Origin of the sequence: Novosphingobium acidiphilum DSM 19966, assembly GCF_000429005.1 — a bacterium.
Taxonomy (GTDB): Bacteria; Pseudomonadota; Alphaproteobacteria; order Sphingomonadales; family Sphingomonadaceae; genus Novosphingobium; species Novosphingobium acidiphilum.
The window spans coordinates 1-6,221 of sequence record NZ_AUBA01000036.1 but is presented as its reverse complement, the minus strand read 5'-3'; the positions used below and the strand labels follow the sequence as shown (position 1 = coordinate 6,221).

The 6,221-nt window shown below is 57.7% G+C and carries 7 protein-coding genes and 1 tRNA gene; 6 read left to right on the top strand and 2 right to left on the bottom strand.

Translation table 11 applies throughout. The features are described from left to right. Nucleotides 1–115 precede the first annotated feature (115 nt). Together G404_RS0117115 and G404_RS19615 are read left to right on the top strand one after the other, a co-directional pair. Nucleotides 116–1,138, top strand: coding sequence for an IS1595 family transposase (locus G404_RS0117115; RefSeq protein WP_028641860.1), 1,023 nt, complete (start codon nucleotides 116–118; stop codon nucleotides 1,136–1,138). Between the two features lie 901 nt (nucleotides 1,139–2,039). Beyond that, a complete protein-coding gene (locus G404_RS19615) occupies nucleotides 2,040–3,185 on the top strand; it encodes an IS256 family transposase (protein WP_051280917.1) in 1,146 nt (381 codons plus the stop codon). Nucleotides 3,186–3,327: 142 nt separating this feature from the next. On the opposite strand, the gene G404_RS0117105 is transcribed toward G404_RS19615, so the two are convergent. Next, on the bottom strand, nucleotides 3,328–3,741 hold the full coding sequence (locus G404_RS0117105) for a hypothetical protein (RefSeq protein ID WP_028642140.1): 414 nt from the start codon (nucleotides 3,739–3,741) through the stop codon (nucleotides 3,328–3,330). A 103-nt stretch (nucleotides 3,742–3,844) separates the two neighbouring features. Continuing rightward, entirely contained in the window at nucleotides 3,845–4,396 is a 552-nt protein-coding gene (locus tag G404_RS0117100; RefSeq protein WP_156906373.1) for a helix-turn-helix domain-containing protein, read from the bottom strand. 73 nt (nucleotides 4,397–4,469) lie between these two features. Here G404_RS0117100 and G404_RS0117095 point away from each other — a divergent pair, with 73 nt between their 5' ends. The 4 genes from G404_RS0117095 to G404_RS21045 all read left to right on the top strand — a co-directional run. Then, nucleotides 4,470–4,631, top strand: a complete 162-nt coding sequence (locus tag G404_RS0117095) for a hypothetical protein (RefSeq protein WP_156906372.1) — start codon at nucleotides 4,470–4,472, stop codon at nucleotides 4,629–4,631. Next, nucleotides 4,628–5,725 carry a tyrosine-type recombinase/integrase gene (locus tag G404_RS0117090; RefSeq protein ID WP_156906371.1) on the top strand — a complete coding sequence of 366 codons (1,098 nt, stop codon included), beginning with the start codon at nucleotides 4,628–4,630 and terminating at the stop codon, nucleotides 5,723–5,725. The genes G404_RS0117095 and G404_RS0117090 overlap by 4 nt, the downstream gene beginning before the upstream one ends. A gap of 58 nt (nucleotides 5,726–5,783) precedes the next feature. Beyond that, nucleotides 5,784–5,857 (top strand) — tRNA-Gly (locus G404_RS0117085). Nucleotides 5,858–5,862: 5 nt separating this feature from the next. Continuing rightward, nucleotides 5,863–6,221: DUF6538 domain-containing protein (locus G404_RS21045; protein ID WP_425411657.1), on the top strand; the 359-nt coding region annotated here is incomplete at its 3' end.

Here is a 6,221-nt window from a genome sequence, read left to right as displayed (position 1 = left end):
CCGTGCCTATCCGCTTGACGCATACACCCACTACATCTAGTGGCTGCCTTGTGGCGCGCGCCTGACTTTTCCTGCGGCTTGGCGCCACCCAAAGCGGTTGTAAAGGGTGGGGATTGTGGACGTTCTTGACCGCGACAAGCTGCCGTTCCCGAAATCCCTCCCCGAGTTCCAGCGGCTTTTCCCGGATGATGGCGCTTGCGCGGCCTGGCTTGAAAAAGCTCGCTGGCCTGATGGATTTGCGTGCCCACGCTGTGGCGTCGTCGGCGATCCGTTTCGTTTCACCACTCGGCCTGTCATCCTGATGTGCCGCTCGTGTCGCCGTCAGACCGGCCTGATGGTCGGCACGGCCATGGAACGAAGCCACATCCCGCTCAGCGTGTGGTTCTGGGCCGCTTACCTGGTTGCGAGTCAGACGACCGGCATATCTGCCGTCCAGTTGCAGCGCCAGCTTGGCCTGACCCGGTACGAGACGGCCTTTGGCCTGCTCCATAAACTGCGCGCCGCGATGGTGCGCCCCGATCAGGATCGGATCGGCGGGCAGAGCGGTCAGCATGTCGAGGTCGATGAGACCTGGATCGGCGGGCGAACGCGCGGCGAAGGCCGGGGAACCCACCACAAAACGCTGGTGGTCGCCGCCGTCGAAGTTCGTCACCGGGAGCCTGGCACTGGCCAAGACCGCCGCCGGAACGGACGCTATGCCGGAAGGGTTCGATTGGCCATCGGTGCAGACCGCAGTGCCGGTGCCCTTGGTGGCTTTGTACAGAGCGCGGTCGAGCCGGGAACGCTGGTCATCACCGATGATTGGAGCGGCTATAGCGGGTTGCAGGGCGGCGGTTACGACCATCACGCCATCGCCCAGTGTGGCGACCCGGAGGTGTCCGAAGAGTTCCTGCCCATCGTCCATCTGGTGTTCTCAAACCTCAAAGCGTGGCTCAACGGCATCCACCACGGCGTCAGCGCCAAGCATCTGCAAGCCTACCTCAACGAATTCACTTTCCGCTTCAATCGCCGCTTCTACCCGTTCAACGCCTTCCGATCCCTCCTTGGGATCGCCAGTGATATCGAGGCGCCGACCTTTGCCGAACTCTACTCAGGCCAATGGACCCATCATACCATATCTAGTGGGTGTATGCCTTAAGCGGATAGGCACGTTTTAAACACCTAATATAATTTCTTATTATGGATAAGTATTTATCATGATGCAAATTTCAAAATATTTAAGACTGAAAAAATTAAGTTTTATGAAATTTCAAAAAAATGATAGTTTAGGGCTTTGGGTATCTCACTGATATTGCATATTTTCAGAATATTTATAATAGCGACCATTAATTGCTTATTTTCAATTATACAATCAAAGCAACTTCAATCCGGGCTCTGGCTGTCGAGGTCAAACGCCGAATGCCGAACAGCCTTGCAATTTCGATAGGGTCGTCAATCCCGGCATTCATTTCGCAAAGCGCTAGGCTTCGCTTCGCAGCGCCTCGTACAACGCCCTGGCCCCACGTCCGTTAACGTCTATTCGCGTTTAAACATTAACATTGCCCGAACGATTGCGTCTAGGCAACTGGGCCAAGGCGTCAAATTCATGGACTTATCGCAATTCTCCGGCGATCTGGGTGGGGCCCAGCTCGTGTTTTTTCATTAATTTAAGGAATAGTGATTTTAAAACCCCGGCTGATAGGCGCGATCGGGGTGGCGATTGGATTATAATCCTAGGACTTCGTGCTTCTGTTGGTCGGTGGGGCTGTCAGCGTCACGGTACAATTGGAACTGGGGCTGGACCGCACTGCCGGGCGTACGGCAGGCACGAGATTGTATGGTATGGCGGACAGAGATGCCCGGTATGGCCCTGTGAACGCCGCTGGGCGCGGCGAGGTCGCAGAACGCTTTGCAGTGACCCAGCGCGGTCGCTGCGCTCAGTAGGCCACCGGGGGGCAGCGCCGATTTAGGCACCGTAGCGGTTGCACGACCCAGGTGACAGCTTATGCCCGCGAAGTGCGTTCTACCGGCCCGCAGGTCACGTCGCGACCGCCGCAGCCTTGGCATTTCAGCCTGCGCTGGATCACAGGCATGTTGCGGCTCTGATTGGCGCGAGAACAATCGCCGGACAAGGCCAGCGCGTCGATCACGGTGACCCGCTTGCCCAGCGCAATGGTCACCGCGAGCGTGACTGGCACACCCGCGCCGGGACCGTCGAACTGCGCATCCCGAAGTTGCGCAAGGGCAGCTACTTCCCCGGCTTTCTGGAACCGCGCCGGATGGCCGAGAAGGCGCTGACGGCGGTCATCCAGGAGGCCTATATCCAAGGCATATCGACGCGTTCGGTTGATGACCTGGTCAAGGCGTTGGGCATGGAGGGCATCTCCAAGAGCCAGGTCAGCCGACTGTGCGAAGAGATCGACGAGCGTGTCACCGCCTTCCTCGATCGCCCGATCGAGGGCGACTGGCCCTACCTGTGGATCGACGCGACATATGTGAAAGTGCGCCAGAATGGGCGGATCGTCTCGGTCGCAGTGATCGTGGCGGTGGGCGTCAACAGCGATGGACGCCGCGAGGTACTGGGCATGGACATCGGCCCTTCGGAGGCCGAACCCTTCTGGACTGCGTTCCTGCGCAAGCTGACGCGGCGGGGCCTGCGCGGGGTCAAGCTGGTGATCTCCGACGCCCACGAGGGCATCAAGGCCGCTGTCTCCAAGCTGCTATGCGCAACATGGCAACGCTGCCGCGTCCACTTCATGCGCAATGCCCTGGCTCACGCAGGCAAAAGCGGCAGGCGCGTCGTATCGGCCTTCATCGCCACCGCTTTTGCCCAGGAGACACCCGAAGCGGCCAGCCAGCAATGGCGTTCAGTTACCGACCAGATGCGCCCCAAGCTGCCCAAACTGGCGGGTTTGATGGACGACGCAGAGCCCGACGTGCTGGCCTACATGGCCTTCCCCAAGGAACACCGCGCCAAACTCTACAGCACCAACCCCATCGAGAGGCTCAACGGCGAGATCAAGCGCAGGACCAATGTCGTCGGCATCTTCCCCAACGAGGCCAGCATCACCCGCCTGATCGGCGCTATCCTCCTCGAACAAAACGACGAATGGGCCGTCCAGCGTGGCCGATACATGTCGCTTGAAACCATGGCGCCGCTCAGCGATAATCCCATCGTCGTGCTGTCGGCTGTGCCCGGTACATGACCGGCTCAATCTGACGCCGAAAATCGCGGTGGACCCGAAAAGCTACACCACGTGCTGGGACACGATCCGGCGCATGGGTCTTTTTTTCCGCGAAATCAAGCGGATATGTCATTGCCACACCGGCGCAAGGCCGGTGTGGGGGTCACGCCCGGTGAAAATCCTCTGTGAGAAAATACTTCGGGTCGCGGCGGTCGGCGAATTTGGAGATATATTTCGCCCAGGCGGTGGGATTGTTGATTGGCCGGACGAAAACGGTGCCCGCGCCGCGTGTGGCCTGGTGCCACGTGCTCAGGATAGCGAACGCAAGCTGATCCTCACACCCGACCTTCGTGGCCAACGCGGTCAGGTCAAGCGCACAATGCAGATGCGCATTGGTCATGAGGTTTTCTGGAAACGCAAATCCACGCAGGCGCAGAGCCGCATTCATTTTGGTCACGCTGCGCCGGCCCAGGATCTTGCGGTCAAGATTTAGGCAAAAAGTGCTGTAGATCTGTCGAAGGCGAGCCTCCGACAGCTCACGATCGGTATTCAGCGTAACGGCATGCGTGCAGGCCATATCGGTGATCCAGTCGACAAGCGCTGGACGGACTGGTGCGAGGGGACAATCGAACATCCCGCAATACTAACACAAAATGCGTGCGTGTTACTACGCAAAATGATTAGCCTAGCGCATCTTTGATCGCGGCCATGTCGTGATCATTCAGGCCTTGGTGAGCAATGCGGGGGCGAAGGCGCCGAAGGTGGATCATCGCGGGCAGCTCGGCCACGCTTAACCAACGTCGTTCGGGTTGCGCCTCGGCAACGACCTCTCGAATGATACGCTTTTGCACTTCGGTCAGATCATCAAGGCCGCGGCCAGATTCAATGCCTGCAATCATCATCAGGTTCATCTGGAACCCGCCCTTGCGGCCGTCGGAAAAGTCCGAGTTATTGATTAAATGTGCATCTTCAGTGCGTTGCTCGATCGCCGCAAGGAGAAATTCTCCGGGATCGATGCCCATAACCCGAGCGATTTCGGTGGCGCGCTCTAGCGGGATCTGAATGCGGCCCTTGGCCATCTGGCTCAGGACGGTGGCCTGCTTGTAATTAAGCTTTTTTGCGATGGAGCGCAATGACATGGTCTGCTGGGGGATTGCCTCGCGAAGCATTCCCGCGGCCCTCGTTGCAGCAAATTTAACTTTATCAACGCTCGCGATAGGTTCCTGCAGCACGGTTGACTCCTGAAGGGCCGTGTGCAAAAATGCACACATGACAGATCGTATGCACACATATGCCAAAACCCCCGTGATCCGTCGAGCCATTTTGGCGATCGAAGCCACAGGTTTCGAAATTGGCATGATCCGGCTGGCGCCCGACGGTACGATAGAAGTGGTGCGCGAACCGTCGGCGCCGCAGCGCGAGTGCAGTGCATTTGACCAACTCGAGGCGGCCGGCCTGCTCCAGTGATTTCCGGCATCCACGTCGTTCGAAAGGCGAGGCGCAATCGCCCGCCCTTTTGGTATGTCTATGCCTATCGCGGCGGCCCCCAAATCCTGAGACATGAGGGCTGGGAACGGCCACGCCTAGGCAAATCCCATCTAGACAAGCTACGCGCGGCAACGGATGCGAAAATCCGGGTCGCGCCTGTAGCCGAAACACTGTCGCGGCTGATCGAAGATTGGCAAAAAAGCCCAGAATGGAACGCATTTGCAAGAAACACTCAAAAGACCTGGGGATCGCAGCTCAAGGTCATTGATGATCGTTGGGGCAATCTGCCGCTGAGCATTTGGAATGACCCCCGCATGACGAGCAAGGTTGTGAACTGGCGTGACTCCAGAGCGAACCAGCCGCGCGCAGCAGACAATGGCGTGATCGTGCTCAGGGCCCTTCTGAAATTTGGCAGACTTCATGGCAAAGTCGTATGCAATGCAGCAGACGGAATTCCGCACCTGTACCGGAATGCAAACCGGGCGGAGATCATCTGGACCGAGGCAGACATGTCGGCCTTTTGTTGCGCGGCCGAGGCTCAGGCCATGCACCATGTGATTGATGGACTTCGGTTGGCTGCTCTTACGGGTCTGCGCCGCGAGGATCTCGTGACACTGACCTGGGCACACGTCCGGCAAGCGACAATCGAAAAGCATGCCATCAAAAAGAGCCGCGGAAAACGCTGGAAGGTGGTGATCCCAATCCTGCCCGAACTCGCAGGTCTGCTAAGCGAGCTGCGAACGCGCAGCCGGGCCGAGGGTATCGATAACGTCCTTGTGAACAGCCGTGGTCAGCAGTGGACCGGGGATGGTTTCGGTGGTTCATTCAACAGGGTGCGGGACGCGGCCGGAATTTGCCATATTGATGAGATCAGCGGCCAGCGCCGAACGAAGCACATCCATGATTTGCGCGGGACGTATTGCACGCGGATGATCAAGGCCGGTGTGACCAACGACGAGATCGCTGACATCATGGGCTGGTCACCTCAGCAGGTGGCCGGAATACGCAAAACATACGTTGACCAAGGTCATGCAGCTGTGGCAGTTGCCAAGCGCGTTTCGGGGGTGGTGTAAACCACCCTGTAAACCATGCGTGGTACCTTGTTGCTCATCGCTGGTTTTTCAACGGTTTGCGGGTGTAGCTCAATGGTAGAGCAGAAGCTTCCCAAGCTTACGACGAGGGTTCGATTCCCTTCACCCGCTCCAAGCATATGATTTTAAACGATATTCCGTCAAATTCTGGCTTGTGTGACACAAAGCTGTTGCACAACGATGCTTCTGATTTTGATTTAAAGTATCGAAATCATTCAGGAAATCGTTCGAAACCCTGTGGCACAAACCTGACACACAATCGGAGTGTTAGGGGTCTTTGGCTTCGCGGCTCCGTCTACCAGTTTCGGGTTCGGGTTCCTGCCGATCTAGCAGGTGTGGTCGGACGGAATCATGTGAATCGGTCTCTGAAAACAGACAGTCGATCATTGGCGGTCAGGCTCAGCAGGAAGGTTTCGTTCGAGGTTGAGAGCCTGTTTGAAACCCTTCGTCGAGATACTGGTAGAGCCTTCGATGAGAG